This is a genomic window from Streptomyces minutiscleroticus, assembly GCF_014650875.1.
Lineage (GTDB): Bacteria > Actinomycetota > Actinomycetes > Streptomycetales > Streptomycetaceae > Streptomyces > Streptomyces minutiscleroticus.
This window is the reverse complement of the sequence record NZ_BMVU01000062.1, coordinates 1-17061: the sequence shown is the minus strand read 5'-3', so window position 1 is coordinate 17061 and position 17061 is coordinate 1. Positions and strand designations below refer to the sequence as shown.

Sequence of the window (17061 nt, the reverse complement as noted above, 5' to 3'; positions counted from 1 at the left end):
GCATGAGCGGCACCAACCCCTTCCCGGACCCCGCGCGGCAGGCGGAGCTGTACGGGCACGCCTCTCGGCTGGCCGTCCGGTCCAATGCCTTAATGAGGGCGAAGATCTTCGGGCGTCCCGTACCGGACACGATCGTCGGGCTGGTGCGCAACCACCACGAGCGACCGGACCGTCTCGGCCTGGCCCTGGACCTCGGTTGCGGTCGCGGCACGAGCAGCCTGGCCGTCGCCCAGGAACTCCGGCCGCGGCGTGTCCTCGGTCTGGACGCCGCCCCGGCCCTGATCGAGCAGGCCCTCCAGCGTGTCCGGCGGCTGCCCAGCCTCCCCGTGAGCTTTCTCCAGGGCGATTTCCACCATCTCCCCGTGTCCGCCGACTCGTGTGACGTCGTCGTCGCCGCGTTCTGCCTGTACCACTCGCCGCGCCCGCAGACCGTGGTCGCGGAGATCGACCGGGCGCTCGCTCCCGGCGGGCTCGCCGTGCTCGTCACGAAGGGGCTCGACAGCTACCGGGAGATGGACCAGCTGGTCGCTGCCGCCGGCCTCGACCCGGGGGCCGAGCAGCGCGAGAGTCTGTACGTCTCGGCGCACAGCAGCAACCTCGCCGAGCTGGCCGCCGTGTCACTCGACGTACTTACCGTGGAGGACGAGGAGCACAGCTTCACCTTTGACGGCCATGACCACTTGGCCGAGTATCTGGCCACCAACCCCAAGTACGACCTCGCCCCCGGCCTGTACGGGAATCCGGGCGCGCTCGCGGCGACCTTGCACGAGTTCGTGCCGGACCGGCCCCTCAGCACGAAGTCCCTCGTCACCTTCGTCGTGGCCCAGGCAAGGGGAGGACGGTCGTGAGCGTTCGCCAATTCACCAAGCACTACGGCACCCCCCGCCAGATGGCCTCGGCAGCCCGCCATCACGCCTGGCTCGCCGAGCACGCACAGCCGCTGAGGCTGCCGACGCTGACCGTGGTCGGGCCGACAAGCCTGACGTACGAGTGGATCGACGGCCGCGCGGCCCGGACCGAGGACCTGCTGCCCCTGGCCGGGCTGCTGGGCGACGCCCACGGAGGCGCCTGGACCACCGACCTTCGGCTGCCCCCTCTGAACAGGCCGCACCGTTTCCAGGACGGCATCGCGTTCGGCGACTACATCGGTCCCCGGCAGACCGCTCTCCGAAGAAGACTGGAGCAGGGGTACCTACCGGACCATATCGCCCTCCACGCGATGCTGACGCTGCTGGAGAAGAGCGCCGAGGGACCGACCGCCTTCTACAAGGACAGCAACCCCCGAAACTTCATCATCACCGAGGCCGGCGACATCTACACGGTCGACACCGACGACCTCACGCTCGCGCCGATGGGTTACGACCTGGCGAAGCTGATCACGACGCTGGTCCTGACGTACGGGCCTCTGTCAGACCCAGCCATCGACACCGCCCTGCTCGTCTACAACGAGGCCGCCGAACGCCACGATCCCCGGCTCGGCACCACGGATCGCGAGCGGCTCGACGACTTTCTCGCCCTGCACGCCGTCCTGACCGCTCCGTACGAAGGGCGCAACGGCTACCGCTACAGCTGGCCGCCCCGGCCCTGCCCTCGAGGTTCCGCATGATCACCACAGAACTCGTCTTCGTCCGCCACGGCGAGGCCCAGTGCAACGTCGACGGCCTGGTGGGAGGCCCGCGCACCTGCACCGGGCTGACCAACCGCGGATACGCGCAGGTAGAGCAAGTCGCGCTCCGCCTCGCCGCCGAGCACCGCGACAAGCCGTTCGACACGCTGTACGCCGGCCCGCGAATCCGCCTGCGCCAGGCCGGCGAGATCATCAGCCACTTCCTCCGGATCCCCATGTCCACGGACGACCGTCTCGACGGTCCGGTCCACGGTGCCGCCGACGGCAGACCCTGGACCGAGGTGAAAACTGCCGCCGGTGGCGGGCCGCACGCCCACCCGGACAGGCCCTGGGCTGCCGGATCCGACACGTGGAACGGCTATCTGGAGCGGGCCGGCCGCTTCCTGCGGGAACTCATCGACCAGCACGAGGGCGAGCGCGTCCTGTTCGCAGCGCACGGCGAGACCGTGATCGTCGCGCACACCCTGCTCCTCGGAATCCCGCTCGGTTCCCCGGCCGGATTCACCGTCTCCCACGGGTCCATCACCCGCTGGCAGCACCATCTCAACCGGCTCGGACAGAGACGGTGGATGCTCGACCGCCACAACGACACCGAGCACCTCGCCGCCTTAACGCAGGAGGCTGCCTCGTGATCACGCAACGCGACGACCCGCGCCTGAATCTGGCCCGAAGTGCCCTCGGAACGGTCCGGATCATGCACGACCCGACGCTCTCGCCCCGCGTCCTGCACCTGGTCGACACCGGCGGCAACGAGTTCTTCGCCAAGCAGCACAGCCAACGCGACCGGTACATCCGGGAGCTGCACGCCTATCTCGCCTGGGGACCCCATCTGATCGGCCGCGTCCCCCGCGTGGTGGGCCGGCAGGACAGGACGTGCACCCTGCTGCTCACCGCTGTTCCCGGCGTACGGGCGGACGCGGTCGCGCCAGGGTCGCCTGAGGAGGAGCAGGCCCACTACAAGGCCGGACGGGTGCTGGGCAAGCTGCATCACGCCACCCTGGTACCGCGTACCGGTGCCGTCGGCACGGAACTTGCCCAGCGGCTGCGCGACTGGATCGCCCGCGCGGACCGGGCCGGCCTCAACTCCACGCTCGAGCGCGACCGCCTGAGCCACAACGCGGACGTCCTGGCGAACACGCTCATGGACAGCGCGGTATGCCACCTCAACTACCAGCCGAGGAACTGGCTCCTCGGTGACGCCTTCGGGCTGTGCGACTTCGAGCACATGCGACGCGACGCCCGCATCCGCGACTTCGCCCGGCTCGAGTTCCGCCGCTGGCAGGCCGCCCCCAACCTCCGGACGGCGTTCTTCGCCGGATACGGAAAGCCGCTGAACAACACCGAACAGCGGCTACTGGAGTCCTTCGGCGCGATCGAGGCCGTCACCGCCCTCGTTCGCGGACACGAGCAGGACGACCTCTCCCTCAGCACCCACGGCCGCACCGTTCTGGCCCGCCTCGCCTGAACGACCCCCTCCCTGCATCTCTGGAGAACTTACGTGTCACAGCACCCATCGCACCTGACCACCGCCGTCCCCCGCCGGGCTGTGGTGACCGGCGCCGCCGGCTTCATCGGCTCCCACCTCGCGCACGCCCTCGTCCAGGCCGGCGCCGTCGTCGTCGGCGTCGACCGGCGCGACCCGACCACCGACCACACGGCCGCGGCCAACCTCGCCGCCCTGCGGGGGCTCCCGGGGTAAACGCATGTCACCGCCGATCTCCTCAGCTGCGCGATCGAGCCGCTTCTCGTAGACGCGAACGCCGTTTTCCACCTGGCGGGCATCCCCGGGGTACGCCCCTCCTGGGGACCGAGGTTCAGCGAGTACGTCGCCTCCAACGTCCTCGCCACCCACCGTGTCATGGATGCCACTACCCGTATGGGCGTTCCCCGGCTCGTGGTGGCTTCGTCCTCCAGCGTCTACGGCCCCGCCGACGGCGGCGCGAGCGTCGAGACTGACCGGCCCCAGCCGGCGTCCCCGTACGCGGTCACGAAACTCGCCGAGGAGCAGCTGTGCCTCGCGCACTCCGCCCAGGCCCACTGCCCCACCAGCGTCGTCGCCCTGCGGTACTTCACCGTCTACGGTCCCCGGCAGCGCCCCGACATGCTCACGCACCGCGCCCTCACGGCCGCTCTCACCGGCCAGCCGCTGCGCCTGTACGGGGACGGTCACCAGCGCCGGGACTTCACCTACATCGACGACGCGGTGGCTGCCACCATCGCCGCGGCCACCATCCCGGCGGCCAGCGGGGTGATCAACGTGGGAGGCGGTTCGAGCGCCTCCCTGCTCGAAGTGATCGATATCGCGAACAGCCTCGCCGGGCGCGAGATTCAGGTTCACCAGGAGACCCCACGCAGCGGCGACGTCCTCACCACCCGCGCCAACCCCGGCCGCGCCCATGAGGTCCTCGGCTGGCAGCCCCGGGTCGACCTTCACAACGGCATGCGGACCCACATGCAGGCGCTGACCGCCGAGCCCTCCGCGTACGGCCGCGCGGCATAGCCAGCAGGCATCAGGAGGAGTTGCAGTGGAGAGTCCTGAGAAAGCGCGCCTGGATGCCTTCTTCCGGCAGATCACGGAACGGTTCCCCGCCGACGACCACGTCACCACGCTCATCATCACGCACCTGCTCTCCGAGCGGCCAGCGTTTCTGCGCGCGATGGCCGCGACGTCCACGGTCGGTGCTGTCCTGCCCAAGCCCAGGTCCGTGGACCAGTCGACGCTGGAGCAGGTACGACGTGCCTTCACCGTCCATGACCTCAGCCCAGAGCTGTTTGCCGACCCGACCAGGGCGTTGGAGTACTTGGAGGACACGGCTGGCGGCCGGAACGTCGTCCTGGTGGACATCGGCGGCTACTTCGCGCCGTGCCTCGACACCCTGGTGGAGAAGTTCTCCGGCCGCGTCCTCGGCGTCGTCGAGGACACCGAGAACGGACATCAGAGGTACGCGGCACTCGACCACCTGCCCTGTCCCGTCGTCTCGGTGGCCCGCTCCCCGCTGAAGGACTGCGAGGACCACCTCGTGGGCCGGTCCATCGTCTTCTCGACCGACGCCCTCGTACGGCCCACGGCTCCATCCTGACCAGCCGAAACGCCTGCGTCATCGGGTTCGGCAAGGTCGGCCGGGCCATCGCTCAGACGCTGCGCGCCCAGGACCTGCGCGTCACCGTGCACGACACCAATCCGGTCAAGAGAGTGCAGGCGCACTCCCAGGGCTTCCGTACGAGCACGTCGACGGCCGAGGCGCTCCGAAAGGCGGAACTCGTCCTGTGCGCCACCGGTAACCTCGCCCTCCGCCAGGGCGACTTCGCTGCCTTGCACAACGGGGCTTATCTCGCCTCGGTGACGTCTTCGGAGGACGAGTTCGAACTCGGCAGCCTTCACGGGCTCTATCAGCGCACCCCGGTCGGCGAGCATCTGACGCGGTACGAGATCACCGGCCACTACTTCTACGTCCTCGCCGACGGCGGCGCTGTCAACTTCGTACACGGCGTCGCCGTCGGCACCTACATCCATCTCGTCCAGGCCGAGATACTCGCCGCCACCGCGGCCCTCAGCCAGGGCCGCTTCCGGCCCGGCCTGCACGACATGCCCGCGCCCGACCGCCAGGCCATTGCCAGGATCTGGTTCGACTACTTCGACAGGTGATTTCATGCCGCCGTCCCCCGACCACATCCGCGCCACCGCCGAGGCGTACCTCGCCCGCCACCCGGGCGAACGCGGCGCTCTGGCTGCACTGTTCGACGCTCTCGCCGGCAAGGACGACCCGACCAGCCGCAAGGCCTTTCCCACGCACGTGACCTGCAGCGCCATCGTCATCGACAGCAGCAGCCGGATGCTGCACATCCAGCACAACGCGACGGGCAAGGCCCTCGCGCCCGGCGGCCACAACGAACCGGGCGACCAGAACCTTCCCGGTGCCGCCCTGCGTGAACTGTTCGAGGAGACCGGCATCCCTCGCGACGCCGTCGTCCCCCTCCCAGGGTTCGAGACCGTGCCCCTGGACATCGACGTACACGACATCGCCGCCAACCCCGCGAAGAGCGAGCCGACGCACCAGCACGTGGACTTCCGCTGGGCCTTCCTCCTCCGGGCCCAACACGCGGTGACGCTCTAGACCGAAGAGGTCAGCGGCTACGAGTGGCGGTCGTTCGAGGACTCCGCCTCGCCAACCGTCCGCGCCAAGCTGACCCTCCTTCCCCGCCCCACTCATTCCTGACACTCACCGATGGGAGTACGCCGTGGCCGCCACCACAGCCGCACCGCCGAGCACCCCACCCCGCCGTCACATAGCCGTCATCCCCTGCCGCTGGGGAGCCTCCCGCTTCCCGGGGAAGCCCCTGGCACAGCTCGGGGACAAGCCGCTGCTGTGGCACGTCCACCAGCGCTGCCTGGAGGCGAAGCGCCTCGACGCCGTGGTCGTCGTCACCGATGACGAGCGCATCGAGGAGGCGTGCCACGACCTAGGGCATCGAGAGCCTGCGGACCGGAGAACATCTCACCGGCACCGACCGCGTCGCGGAGTGCGCGGAACGCCTGCCCGCCGACGCGCACATCAACGTCCAAGGCGACGAACCGTTCATTTCGCCCGCCGCAATTGACGCCGTCTCCGAAGCCCTGGAGAACATGGCCCACGGAGCGCTCGCCGTGAACGCGTACACGGAACTGGACGACGCCGTCGCAGTCTTGGACCACAACGTCGTCAAGGTCGTCATTGAGGCCAACGGCAACGCCTTGATGTTCTCGCGCCAGCCGATCCCCTACCCGAGAGGTGATCGGCCGAGGTACCTCCGCCAGCTGGGCCTCTACGGTTTCACCGGAACCGCGCTCAGGCTCTTCCAGCAGCTTCCCCAGGGACCGTTGGAGCGAACCGAGGGGGTGGAGATGCTGCGCTTCATCGAACACGGCCACGGCGTACGGATGCTCTGCGTCGCGGATGACGGCTTGGCCGTCGACACACCCGAGGACCTGGCGAGGGCCAGTGCGACCCTTCGCTCTCGAGTGGCTCGCCACCTGTCCCCCTGATCGCCTTCCACCTTCGGACCTGGGCACGCCACGACCACGGCGCTCGTCTCGCGGGTGATCGCAAGGTCCTATCAAGTCCGCGAGGAAGCTGACGTGTCTGCCCGCAAGTCCACTCACGTGGACCCTAACCTCGCTCGAATGGAGACCAGCGTGCCACCCGTCACCGGCCCCGCCGACCCGCGTGAATCCCTGGCCAAGCGACTCGTCGACAGCGGCCACCTGCGCAGCCAGGCGGCCATCGATGCGTTCCGTACCACCGACCGGCACGCGTTCCTGCCCGGTGTCGACCTGGAGAGCGCGTACAAGGAGGACGCGATCCCGATCAAGTACGACGAGCACGGGGAGATGATCTCTTGCATCTCCGCGCCGTCCATCGTCGCCACCCAACTCGAACAGCTCGGCGCCAGGGCCGGCCATAAGCTCCTGGAAGCCGGAGCCGCCACCGGCTACAACGCCGCCCTCCTCGGCAAGATCGTCTTGCCCGGCGGGCAGGTGTGGACACTCGACGTCGACCCGGACCTCGTCGCCGGCGCAAGTCGGAACCTCGCCCGGGCCGGCGTCGGCAACGCCACCGCGACGCTGGCCGACGGCGCGGCCGGACTGCCCGAGCACGCCCCTTATGACCGGATCATCTTCACCGTCGGCGCCGGCGACGTGCCCGTGAAGATCCTCGACCAGCTCGCCCCCGGCGGGCGCTTGGTCCTGCCGATGCGCATCCGCGGCAGTGTCTCCCGCTCCTTCGCCTTCGAACGCGACGGGGACACGTAGAAGACGGTCTCCTGCGAGATGGCCACCTTCATCCCGCTGCGCAAGGGGGGTCTGCGACGACGTGTACACCCTCGTGCCGATGGCAGGCGAGGGCAGCGTGCGCCTGGAGACATTCAGCGAGCAGGACGTCGACCGCGACGCGCTGCGCACCGTCCTCGACCGGCAGCAGACCAAGATCTACACCGGGGTGAAGTTCCGGCAGGGCTCGGCGTGGGAGTGGCTGTACCTATACTTGGCCTGCGTGCTGCCCAACGGCCTGTCCCGGCTGCCGGGCCGGCGCCCCGGGTTCACTCCACACTTCGGCTGGGGCTCCATGGCCGCCCTCGACGGTGGGTCGCTCGCGTACCTGACCATCCGGGAGGGCGAGGACGAGAAGGGCAGGTACTGGGAGGTCGGCGTGATCGGCCACGGTGAAGACGGCGCCGGCCTCGCCGAACGCGTCGTGCACGAGATCCGCGCCTGGGACGCCAGTGGCGGCAACGACGCCCCCGCACCGGGCTTTCGGATGACCGTCGCCGAGTCGCGTGACCGGCTGACGGCAGACGATCCGCGCTTCGTCGTCGACAAGCCCTACAGCCGACTCGTCGTCGACTGGGCGCGCCAGGGCTGAACCGATAATCCCCGCGATAGCCAGCCGCATCCCCCTGGTCCGCCGTGCCAAGGCGCCCGCGCTCCCGCTTGAGAAGCGCATCAACCACCTCACCGCGCTGACCGTCGCGCCCGCAGGTGCGAGCCACCACGAGCTGGTGGCCCGCGCCTGCGGGGTCCTCAACTATGCCGCGCTCATCGCCTCCGATGTCGGCCTGCCCGACGTGGCCGAGGATCTGTGCTGGCGTCAGCACCAGGTCTTCGCCCACGCCGGAGGCCTCAGCGGGCGGGTCGCGGTCATGTCGCTGATGCCGCTGGTCAACCTCGCCCGGCTTCAGATGCGCGAGGGCCTCGGCGAAGCCGCCTACGGCTTGTTGATCTGCCTCAACGATGCTGCCCGACGCCGGAACAGGACCGACATCAACAGTCGCACCGTCGACCTGTCCGCTCTCACCGGCACGGACGGGGACCACCGCACGGTGTGCCAGGAGCTGTGGGTGATCCTGCTAGTGGACGGCGCCCGCGCCCTGGCACGGAGCGGGCGGTGGACCGAGGCCGCCGACGCCATGGCCCAGCACCGCGGCATCGGCAACCGGCTCCTCGACGGCCGCCAGATCAAGATCATGGCCCTGATGGAGCAGGACCTGGACCAACAGGCCCGCGCCCTGATCGAGGCCGCCCAGCCCGCAGAGCCGTGGGAGAGGGCCATCGCCCTCCTCCTGCACGCCCACTGCCGCCCAGCAGCCATCCCGGTCCCTGAACCCGACCGGGACCGTGCCCTTCACGAGGCCGGGCAGCTCCTTGCCCACCCCGATCCGCCGACCGCCGCCTTCCAGACCCGGACGGCACTGTCAGCCCTGGAACTGGACCGTAGCGGGCAGCACACCGCCTCCGTACTCGACTCCCTCGTCGGCGTCGCCCGACTCGATGCCGCACGAGACGCACTGCGCCACCCCGTCGCCGCGTCCGCCCTGGGCACCGGAGTGACAGACGTGCTCAACGCAGTGATCGACGCGGCCGCACTGGGATCCGGCGTCCTGCCCGCCCACCACCATCAGGCTCTGACGGCCGCGGTCGCCCACGCCGAGGCAGAATTGGAAAGGCTTCTGCAGGCCGGACCGGATCCCAGCTGAGAGCAACGGCCGCAGTGATCCGTCGTCCTGCCCACGCAGTTCGGCGGTGTCGGCGTTTCGGCTATCTCCCGCCCACAGCCGCTCCAAGCCGGACCTGGAAGAGACTCGAGCGGATACCAGCGCATTAGATGCAGCCCGAGAGCGTCTGGATCGGCTACGAGAGCGCAATTGTAAAGATCCGAATCGTCAGGCCGCAGAGGTCGTATTGGAAGAGGTCCGCAGAGACTGGGAAAAACTCACAGGTCACCTTCCTTCGAGGCAGTCTGTTTCGCGCGCTCAGGTGTATTTGTGATGCCCGCTGTTTCGATTGTGCCGTGATTTGAACTGTTGCGCGACAAGCATCCATCGAGTGCACGAGCGTGCGTCCAGCGATCGGTGACCGCGAGCGATACCAGGGTGGTTGCCCCTGATGCAGCGAGAGCGGTCACCTCCCTGCCCGTCGTCTTTTGAGGGTTAAGCGGCGGGTCTATTGTCGGTCGTGTCGTCTGGAGAGGTTGGCGGCTCGCCGTCGTTCGACGTGTGGCTCGCCGGTGGGTGGAATCTGCGCAGTATGTCCTCAGCTGTCTCGTGCTGGTCCTGGGTCCTGATGATGTCGGCGATCTGCTTGGCCAGCATTGGTCGTTGGATTTCACCATCGGTGAAGTCCAGTGTGTTGAGGAATGCCTCGAAATGGTCCGCGGCCGTCGGTTGCCGCTCGGGCTGAACAGGCGGCTCTTCTCGGAGATCGAAAGTAGGGCGCTCGTCGTGCGGCCGAGGTATTAAATCGCGCAGTCGTTCGGGGACATCGGTGTCGTTGGCGGCGGATGTCAGCTGGGCAAGCAGACCAAGGTCTGCCACGGTTTTTTCTATACGGTCGTCGTTTTTGGCGAGCCACCAGACGACCGCACTGCCGGTGTCCTTGAGGACGTCCTCGCTCAGGTACTCGCGTTTGCTCTGTTCGTACTTGCGCTGGTGCTCCCAGACCGCCTTGTCTTTGCGGACTTCGGCAAGTCGGTTCAGTCGCTCCTGGTCGTATTCGCGAAGGACGAGCGTGACGTCCTCGGCCATGACCTGGAGGTGCCCGGTGGGATCCGGGCGCATCCTGCTGAGTGCGCCGCTTAGCTCGTGCTGGGTAAGGGAGGGCCGGCCGGGTTCACGTTGTTCAGTGATCGCGCGTGCACGGTTCAGAACGGCTTCGACGGCGAGGCCTGCCGGGTTGAGGACGGGGTCGTTACTGGGTGCTTCGAGGGGATACCACCGTACGGTGGCTGAGAAGAGGAAGTCGTAGTCGTCCCACCGGCTGGGCAGAGCCACGTGGGTGACATGGTGCTCTCTGCGCTCGACGGGAGGTGCCGTGCGGTGTTCCTCGACATCGACCGGCAGGGGGCCGCGGCGTGCGGTGGCGATCTTGAAAGCCGCTGCGGGCAGTGCGATGAGAAGAGCGGCCAGTAGGAGCCAGGCAAGCGGCGGCCAGTCCTGGGCCAAGCCGAGGATGGTCAGCAGCAGACCGCACAGGATGGTCAGGAAGATAGTTGTGGTCTTGCAGCCGGTTGTCATGGTGTATTGCCCCCGAATGCTGCTGTGGACGGTGATGCGGTGGTGCTAAGTCCTTGCGCCGTGGAGATCTTTTGCAGTAGGCGGTCCGTGGTGGTGGCTGCTTGCTCGGCTCCGTGAGGTGCGGTGGATTCTGCGGCGCGGGCGCTTGCGTACAGCGCGGCAAAAATCGTGCCCCGTTGTGTGGCACACCGGTCGGCGGCGCTGACTAGGATGTCGAGTAGTGGTTCACTGCAGCGTCCGGCGTTGGTGGCCGTATGTAACCAGCGTTGTGCGTACGGGTGCCACTTCGTGCGTGGCATTTTCTGGAGCACGGCGTGCCAGCAGATGATCACGGACTGCTGTACCGCGTTCTCCTCTACCAGTGCGCATGAATTGTCGTGCGGGGCGGTCAGCGCTACGGGCTCGCAGGTCTGCAGGAAGATGTTGAGTTCGGCGTCTGAGAGGGCAGAGCGTGCCAGGCGGTCGAGCAACTGCCGGCGCAGCCGACTGCTGGTAGCTGCCAGCTCGCACAGCGCCTGCCGAGCGCGATCGGTGCCTCTTTCGCGGCGGGCCAGGTAGTACAACCGCAGCAGGGCCTGGTCAGGGTGGTTGGTTGCAATGACATCCGCGCAGACCTGGACGAGGACTTGCGCGAACTCCCCTTTGAGCTGCCGCTCGCGGCACCAGTGGTAGATCCGGCGGCGGAAGAGTTTGCCGTGTGCGGGGTCGTTGAGGCCACAGGTGAGCGCCTGGACCGCGGCCTCCAACTGGAACCGGTTCGTGGGGGTGGCGCTCCAGTTTTCGGCCAAGGCGGCCAGGCTTTCTCCGCGCCTGGTTCGCAGATACTCCCCGGCCAGTCGTGCTACCAAGCCGTCACGCATTGTCCGAGAGTCATGCAGATCGGGCAGTCCCACGCTGCGTGCAGTCCAGGTGTTCAGGTGCGGCCGCAGGTCGGGCATGTGGTCCCAGAAGTGGGTGCGGACGGCGGCGTCGTAGTCCAGTTCTGTGAACCGTACGTGCCCGTCCGGCCTGGCGACGGCGGAGATTTCCGTCAGTCGCTCGGCGAGGTCCTTACGCTGCAGTAACGGCAGATCGTCGGGCGGAGCCTTGAGTGTGCGCAGTAGGAGTTCGGCTGCTTGGTGGATGACGTCGGCGTGAGCGTCGTGCAGCATGGCCACAGTGAGCAGGAGGGCCCGCTGTGGGCCTTCGCGCCATTCGGTCATACGCGTGGCGATTTCCGCACGGCGGTCGTTGTGCGCCGCTTGGGCGGCTTTGCACCACTGCGTGAATCCCTCGTCGGGGCGGGCCGCTTCACGGGCTCGCCGCACTCGGTCGGCGAAATCTGCGATCTCACGTATCGGTACTTCGTCAGATGCACATTTCGTGACGATGGGGTCTGACTGAAGATTCTGCTCGTAGGGCAGACCATGCAGGCGCAGGTGCCTGCGGAAGACCTGCAGGCCCTTTGGACGTTCGACCTCAACCCTGTAGTACTGCAGGTCGGCCTCAAGGGCGTTCTCGTGCGGCATGACGACCACCAGATGCGCCTGCTGCTCGTGCACGGTCTTACGGAGAGAGGAAAGTTCCGCTCGAGCCGCAGCCCACCGATTGGTGTCGGCCGAAGACAGATCCAGCAGCAGTCGGTCGCCGGCCCCGACCAGAGCCGGGTTGCTCAGAGACAGCTCGTCCTCGTCGTCCGGCAGGATTTCATGGAAGACGCCGGTGTCGTGCTGGTACTCGTGCAGGAGCACTCTGGCAGTGGCAGTGCGTCCGCTTCCCGGGGGGCCGTCCAAGATCACAGTTCCGGTGTCAGCCAGTTTATGGCGGGCCTCTCCCATACCGGGCGGGGCTACCAGTACCCACTGCAACCGTCCGAGCTGGTCGTCAGCCATACTCCGAAAGGGACGCCTGTCCGAGTCCTGAAGATCCGCGCCAACAGTGATGTTGAAATCACCGTTACCGGCATGCACGTATCCGCCTGCATTATCGACCCGAGTGCTGATGCGCTCGTTCACTGGTCGTTGTCCTCGCTGCGGCCGGTGTCACCGAACCGGTGCCGGATGTCGCCGTGGTGGTCTCCCTCGAAGTACGTCATGCCGTCGCCGGTGAAGTGCCGGCCGCCTGATACATGGCGGGAGTTCTGATAGATGTCGCCCTTGCCCGTATGCACGGGCCCATGGGAGTCCTTGACGACGGTGCTGCCGATGTCGCCGGTGACGTTCTGGCTCTGCACGGCAGGGCCTTGCACATCCCCGATCGAGTTTTCCGTCGAGCCTGGCGCGGGCTGCGAGGCCGCCTCACGGTCCAGGTCGTGCAGCGCAGGGGCCAGCTTGGCGACCACGTCGCCCAGACGCTTCAGGCCCGTCTCGGTGTCATGCGTGTCGAACGGTATGGATTGCAGGTCGGCCAGGCGTGCCAGTTCCTCGGGGAGATCGGCCCGGTTCAGCCTGCTCGTCTTGCGGCCCTCCAGCACGGGGATGACCGAAGTCTCGTATTCGAATGCCTGCTCGATCTCTTTGCGTACCCAGTCCTCCGGGTCGTGCAACCGGGTGCGGAAGTTGATCCAGTCCGGGCCGATGACGGCCAGCAAGACCGAGCAGCGCCGTATGCCAACTTTCAGGGCTTCGGGGAAGGCGGTACCGGGGGCGATGGACTTCGAGGCGCGGAAGATGCAGTTCTTGCCGAAGCGGCGCGACAACTCTTGATCGATCAAGGCAGCGGTCTTGTCGCCGTCGCCTGTGCGGTAGTTGATGAACACCTCAGCCATGGCAGATCCTTTCCTCAAGACATGGGAAAACGGGACAGCGTCCCCAAGCGTGGAGCCAGCTCGCGCACTGCGGCATGGTCCGAGTAGCGGGCCAGGACACGGGCCAGGCGCTGGAGATCGATGGTGACGGTTGCGGACCTCACTGTCGCCACCCCGTCCAGCAGCGGTGCCGTCAGCGAGCATGCCTGGTCGATCTCGCCGTCCGCGGCGTAAGCCAGTGCCCGGCGCACGCCGTAGCGCACCTGCGTGCGCATCGCTTCGGGCGATACTCGCTTCAGCTGCAGATCCAGCTCTTTGGCGGCTTCTCGCGGCCGGCCGAGGTCGAACAGGCACCAGCCGGTGACCATGCCTACCGAGTCCGGCAAATGCATACTGCCGATCACGGGTGCATCGCCCTGTGCGTCCTGGCGGGCCAGCAGGGCCCTGGCTCGATCCAGCGCACGCAGGCAGGAGGCTCGGTCGCCCGCAAGCGCGTGTCCCTGTGCCTCGCGTTGGGCGGCCAGCCCGCGGATACGCGCAGGCAGCGTGTTTTTCTGCGCCTGCTGCGCCAGCGCCACCGTTTGCTGCGCATCGTCTTGGTACAACGTGACGAGCGCCCGGCGCACCAGCGCATACCCGGCCAGCGCATCGTCCCCGCCGGCCGCCGCGAGATCCACCGCGCGCTGCGTCCACCACAGCGCCGCCTGCTCGTTGCCGGTTTCCTGCACCAGCCAGCCGACGTATTCGGCGTACCGGGAGCCGAGCGCCAACAGCTCTTGACGGGTGCGGGCGTCGGTGTGGCCCGACAGCTCTCGCAGTGTGTGCGTCTGCGCGATCAGCCCCGGCAGCAGAGTCCCCGGATCGACGCTCTGACCGAGCCGCCGGTAGTGCGCAAACAGCGAGCGCGAGGCTTCCAGCATGCCCGCCCCAGCAGCCGGAGAGACTGCCCCTTGGCCCCCGGCGGACCATCCCATCAACGAGGCAGCACCGGCACTCATGACCTGTCGCCGGCCGATGGGTTGAAACCAGCTTGAGCCGTCCGGGGACAACTGCATCACCCATTCCTCCTCGTCGGCCCCCTCTGCCGCCCGTACGTCTGACACGCCAGTAGTGGGCGCGGTGACCAGAGCGATGAGCGCCCCGCTGGCTCGCAGAGCGGCATCGCACAGCCGGGCCAGATCACGGCTCGGTGCTTTGAGGCCTCGTTCGACCTTGCTCAGTTGCGCCTTGCTGTAGTGCACGGCTGCGGACAAGGCGGTGAGTGTGAGGCCGGCCTCCAAACGCCGCTTCCTCAGCTCCTCGCCGAACACGGTGGACGGCTGCGGCATGAGAACCTCCATAACCATCCGTCCAGGTGAACGGGCCCGCCGCACGTAAGAGTGCGGCACCCCTGGCCGGACGGACAAGGTGAATGGTGCTGTTTCCCGTTTCCTCCCCATGAACAAGGTGCACTATGAACAGGCTTGAAAAATGGGCGCCTTGCCAGTGGAACTTGAAGGACTGAGAGCAGCCGTGCACCGGCGGCAGAGCGCGCTGAGGAACGTCGTGTAGGTGGCAGTTTGCGGAGCTGGTGGGCGCGCCGGTTCCGCCGCGACGGTCTACACGCTGCCGAGCTGCTTGAGCAGATCGCCGACCTGCCTCTCGAGCGCCTTCAGCAGCTTCTTGGTGAAGGGTTACCGGTTCCGCGCGTTCAGTGGTGGTGTTGATCGCGCGAGCCGTACGTCAATCTTTTTGCCGCAGGAGGCGACCGGCGGCGTCGACCAGGGCGTCGGTTGCGGCGATGGCGTTTGCGCGGAGTTCCACCAGTGCGTTCAGGTCGGCGGCGTCACGCATGTCGAAGGCGCTCTGCGCGGCGTGGCGAGCCGCCCCGGCGAGGTCGGGCTCGAGGATGGCGACGGAGACCAGCGGCGCGGTGACTGCCGAGCGGGTGGCGTGGCTGGCGGCTCGCGCAGCGACGAGGTCATCATCAGAAGCACCGGTCAGCCGTAGGTGTTCACGGTGCCACATACTCCGCCGATGGTCGCCTATCGCGGCCACCAAGGCGCCGAGTGCAGCACGCAAGTCGTCCGCACGGCGAGCGGCCCGATCCGCCCGGTAGGCGGTGCGGGCGCTGCGCGACTGGAACAGTGCAGTAAGGGCACCACCGAGAAGCGTGCCAACCACCGCTATGACAGTCTCGCCCACAGTCCTACTCTCCCTTCGTCCATGGCGATAGCACCACTCTTGATGTGATGGGCCAGCTTCAGGTTTTACTCCACATATCGACCACCCACAGCACCGGCTGGAAGCCCTCCGGCTTCACTGAGTCCGCCGCAGGCTTGAGGTGGATCCTGCGCGTTTGCGGCTCGCCCAATACGGCATGGAGCCGGAAAATCAGCGGACTCACCTCCGGCGAACAGCAGGTGGCGCAGTCTGACAGCACAGCGAGCGGAAACAGGTCCACCACCCTCACCACGCTGTTCAGTTGGCGGTGCATGTTGACCTGCGCGCTGCTGATGTCGGCGGCACGAACGTCCGAGCGTCGGGCCGACCGACAAGAAATTGGCCATCGCGCGCCCCCTGTGACAAGGCTGGCGAACACGGATACCACGCTCTTTGCCTGCGATGCCCAGCACCCCCATGCTCCCCACTTGCCCCCCTCCCTAGTCCCCGCTGAGGAAGCAAGATCCAACAATTAACACATATCAACAGCTCAACATAGCCGTCTGGCCACTTCGTTCTCGCAGGAGACTGACGGTTTCGTCTTTACAGAGGTAGCGCCGTGCGACGCAGTCAGAGCCTTTCGTCACTAAGAACTCCTAACAAAAGTGGGCGTGATCCCTTGGAATGAGGCCGTGCGATGGGGTGTTGGCCTTCGCATGAGGAGGGGTGAGCAGCTTCCGTGGATCGTGTCGGATGAGCTGTGGGCGCGGATCGAGCCGTTGTTGCCGGTCGTGCCGCGTCGGGCGGATCGTCCGGGACGTAGGCGTCTGGAGGACCGCAAGGTCCTGTGCGGGATCCTGTTCGTGCTGTACACCGGCATTCCGTGGGAGTTTTTGCCCCAGGAGCTGGGGTTCGGCTCCGGCATGACCTGCTGGCGGCGCCTGCGGGACTGGAACGAGGCGGGTGTGTGGCAGCGTCTGCACGAGTCGCTGCTGGCCGAGCTGCACGCCGCCGGTGCGCTGGACTGGTCGAGGGCGGTGATCGACGGCTCGCATGTGCGGGCCATGAAGGGCGGCCCAAAACCGGGCCGAGCCCGGTCGACCGTGCCCGACCCGGCTCCAAGCACCATCTGATCACCGAAGCGCACGGCATCCCGCTGGCTGTGTCTTTGACCGGCGGCAACCGCAATGACGTCACCCAGCTCATGCCCCCTGCTGCAGGCCGTCCCGGTGGTACGGGGACGGCGTGGCCGACCCCGCCGGCGGCCGGAGACGCTCTATGCCGACCGGGGTTACGACCACGACAAGTACCGCAAGCAGGTCCGGGCCGTCGGGGGCACTCCGGTCATCGCCCGCCGCGGCACCGAGCACGGCTCCGGGCTGGGAGTCCACCGCTGGGTCGTCGAGCAGAGCTTCGCACTGCTGCACTGGTTGCGCCGGCTCCGCATCCGCTGGGAGATACGCGACGACCTCCACGAAGCGTTCCTCAGCCTGGCCTGCAGCATCATCTGCTGGCGACG

Annotated in this window: 16 protein-coding genes and 3 pseudogenes; 13 read left to right on the top strand and 6 right to left on the bottom strand. The window is 67.4% G+C overall.

Going from position 1 to position 17061, the window contains the following annotated elements; all coding sequences use genetic code 11:
* Positions 1 to 2 precede the first annotated feature (2 nt).
* From IE271_RS34395 to IE271_RS34350, 12 genes and pseudogenes are all read left to right on the top strand, one after another.
* Positions 3 to 848 carry a class I SAM-dependent methyltransferase gene (locus IE271_RS34395; protein WP_190194400.1) on the top strand — a complete coding sequence of 282 codons (846 nt, stop codon included), beginning with the start codon at positions 3 to 5 and terminating at the stop codon, positions 846 to 848.
* Positions 845 to 1606: a phosphotransferase gene (locus tag IE271_RS34390; RefSeq protein WP_190194399.1), complete on the top strand. Its 762-nt coding sequence runs from the start codon at positions 845 to 847 to the stop codon at positions 1604 to 1606. The genes IE271_RS34395 and IE271_RS34390 overlap by 4 nt, the downstream gene beginning before the upstream one ends.
* The gene (locus IE271_RS34385) at positions 1603 to 2259 is read left to right on the top strand and encodes a histidine phosphatase family protein (protein ID WP_190194398.1); all 657 of its coding nucleotides are present in this window, start codon (positions 1603 to 1605) and stop codon (positions 2257 to 2259) included. The genes IE271_RS34390 and IE271_RS34385 overlap by 4 nt, the downstream gene beginning before the upstream one ends.
* The gene (locus tag IE271_RS34380; protein WP_190194397.1) at positions 2256 to 3092 is read left to right on the top strand and encodes a phosphotransferase; all 837 of its coding nucleotides are present in this window, start codon (positions 2256 to 2258) and stop codon (positions 3090 to 3092) included. Before IE271_RS34385 ends, IE271_RS34380 begins: the two co-directional genes overlap by 4 nt.
* Positions 3093 to 3125: 33 nt before the next feature.
* Positions 3126 to 4127 (top strand): annotated as a pseudogene (locus IE271_RS34375) (NAD-dependent epimerase/dehydratase family protein).
* 25 nt (positions 4128 to 4152) lie between these two features.
* Positions 4153 to 5273: pseudogene (locus IE271_RS34370) on the top strand (adenosylhomocysteinase).
* 4 nt (positions 5274 to 5277) lie between these two features.
* On the top strand, positions 5278 to 5742 hold the full coding sequence (locus IE271_RS34365; RefSeq protein ID WP_229919759.1) for an NUDIX hydrolase: 465 nt from the start codon (positions 5278 to 5280) through the stop codon (positions 5740 to 5742).
* Between the two features lie 124 nt (positions 5743 to 5866).
* A complete protein-coding gene (locus tag IE271_RS43450) occupies positions 5867 to 6226 on the top strand; it encodes a cytidylyltransferase domain-containing protein (protein WP_268256254.1) in 360 nt (119 codons plus the stop codon).
* Positions 6162 to 6650: a cytidylyltransferase domain-containing protein gene (locus tag IE271_RS43445; protein WP_268256255.1), complete on the top strand. Its 489-nt coding sequence runs from the start codon at positions 6162 to 6164 to the stop codon at positions 6648 to 6650. The genes IE271_RS43450 and IE271_RS43445 overlap by 65 nt, the downstream gene beginning before the upstream one ends.
* A 138-nt stretch (positions 6651 to 6788) precedes the next feature.
* Positions 6789 to 7418 carry a class I SAM-dependent methyltransferase gene (locus tag IE271_RS42605; protein WP_229919758.1) on the top strand — a complete coding sequence of 210 codons (630 nt, stop codon included), beginning with the start codon at positions 6789 to 6791 and terminating at the stop codon, positions 7416 to 7418.
* A 79-nt stretch (positions 7419 to 7497) separates the two neighbouring features.
* On the top strand, positions 7498 to 8028 hold the full coding sequence (locus tag IE271_RS42600; protein ID WP_229919757.1) for a hypothetical protein: 531 nt from the start codon (positions 7498 to 7500) through the stop codon (positions 8026 to 8028).
* 136 nt (positions 8029 to 8164) lie between these two features.
* Positions 8165 to 9139, top strand: coding sequence for a hypothetical protein (locus IE271_RS34350; RefSeq protein ID WP_229919756.1), 975 nt, complete (start codon positions 8165 to 8167; stop codon positions 9137 to 9139).
* Between the two features lie 453 nt (positions 9140 to 9592).
* Here the strand turns inward: IE271_RS34350 and IE271_RS42595 are convergent, their stop codons facing one another.
* From IE271_RS42595 to IE271_RS34320, 6 genes are all read right to left on the bottom strand, one after another.
* Entirely contained in the window at positions 9593 to 10675 is a 1083-nt protein-coding gene (locus IE271_RS42595) for a hypothetical protein (protein ID WP_229919755.1), read from the bottom strand.
* The gene (locus tag IE271_RS34340) at positions 10672 to 12669 is read right to left on the bottom strand and encodes a hypothetical protein (protein ID WP_190194396.1); all 1998 of its coding nucleotides are present in this window, start codon (positions 12667 to 12669) and stop codon (positions 10672 to 10674) included. Before IE271_RS34340 ends, IE271_RS42595 begins: the two co-directional genes overlap by 4 nt.
* The gene (locus IE271_RS34335; protein WP_190194395.1) at positions 12666 to 13421 is read right to left on the bottom strand and encodes a toll/interleukin-1 receptor domain-containing protein; all 756 of its coding nucleotides are present in this window, start codon (positions 13419 to 13421) and stop codon (positions 12666 to 12668) included. The genes IE271_RS34340 and IE271_RS34335 overlap by 4 nt, the downstream gene beginning before the upstream one ends.
* Before the next feature lie 14 nt (positions 13422 to 13435).
* Entirely contained in the window at positions 13436 to 14728 is a 1293-nt protein-coding gene (locus IE271_RS34330) for a helix-turn-helix domain-containing protein (protein ID WP_190194394.1), read from the bottom strand.
* A gap of 394 nt (positions 14729 to 15122) precedes the next feature.
* On the bottom strand, positions 15123 to 15584 hold the full coding sequence (gene kilB, locus IE271_RS34325) for a plasmid transfer protein KilB (protein ID WP_190194393.1): 462 nt from the start codon (positions 15582 to 15584) through the stop codon (positions 15123 to 15125).
* A gap of 58 nt (positions 15585 to 15642) precedes the next feature.
* On the bottom strand, positions 15643 to 15981 hold the full coding sequence (locus tag IE271_RS34320; protein ID WP_190194392.1) for a hypothetical protein: 339 nt from the start codon (positions 15979 to 15981) through the stop codon (positions 15643 to 15645).
* A 277-nt stretch (positions 15982 to 16258) separates the two neighbouring features.
* Between IE271_RS34320 and IE271_RS34315 the strand changes: the two are divergent.
* Positions 16259 to 17061, top strand: a pseudogene (locus IE271_RS34315) (IS5 family transposase); the annotation flags it as partial.

Coding starts and splice junctions, on each gene's coding strand:
- IE271_RS42605 (WP_229919758.1), top strand. CDS start 6,789: ATGGAGACCAGCGTGCCACCCGTCACCGGCCCCGCCGACCCGCGTGAA.
- IE271_RS42600 (WP_229919757.1), top strand. CDS start 7,498: ATGGCAGGCGAGGGCAGCGTGCGCCTGGAGACATTCAGCGAGCAGGAC.
- IE271_RS34395 (WP_190194400.1), top strand. CDS start 3: ATGAGCGGCACCAACCCCTTCCCGGACCCCGCGCGGCAGGCGGAGCTG.
- IE271_RS42595 (WP_229919755.1), bottom strand. CDS start 10,675: ATGACAACCGGCTGCAAGACCACAACTATCTTCCTGACCATCCTGTGC.
- IE271_RS34335 (WP_190194395.1), bottom strand. CDS start 13,421: ATGGCTGAGGTGTTCATCAACTACCGCACAGGCGACGGCGACAAGACC.
- IE271_RS34330 (WP_190194394.1), bottom strand. CDS start 14,728: ATGCCGCAGCCGTCCACCGTGTTCGGCGAGGAGCTGAGGAAGCGGCGT.
- IE271_RS34385 (WP_190194398.1), top strand. CDS start 1,603: ATGATCACCACAGAACTCGTCTTCGTCCGCCACGGCGAGGCCCAGTGC.
- IE271_RS34365 (WP_229919759.1), top strand. CDS start 5,278: ATGCCGCCGTCCCCCGACCACATCCGCGCCACCGCCGAGGCGTACCTC.